Origin of the sequence: Clostridium tyrobutyricum (assembly GCF_019144085.1) — a bacterium.
GTDB classification, from domain to species: Bacteria; Bacillota; Clostridia; order Clostridiales; family Clostridiaceae; genus Clostridium_B; species Clostridium_B tyrobutyricum_A.
The window spans coordinates 1-251 of the sequence record NZ_JAHHUY010000126.1; the positions used below are offsets into that span (position 1 = coordinate 1).

Genomic DNA, 251 nt, shown 5'->3' on the forward strand with positions numbered 1-251 from the left:
TGGGTGAATTGCAGAGTGACCAAGTCTCGGCGCTGACTGCCCATCAAACGGCTTCTTTGACCAGCACGCAGTTTGCCTCCTTGTCGCTGGATCAGTTGCAATCCATGGCAACACAGAGCCTGGCTGCTGTGTCCACAACAGCGATTCAGGCGTTGAGCAGCGACACCCTCAACGGATTGACTCAAAACAGCTTGAATCCGCTGACCAATCACCAGATTTCGGCGCTGACCACGACTCAGGTCTCCGGCCTT

General features: G+C 55.4%; 1 protein-coding gene. It reads left to right on the plus strand.

Annotated elements, in window-relative coordinates; genetic code table 11:
• Positions 1 to 251 (plus strand): hypothetical protein (locus tag KM800_RS15290; protein ID WP_217813842.1); only part of this gene is annotated, 251 nt, incomplete at both ends.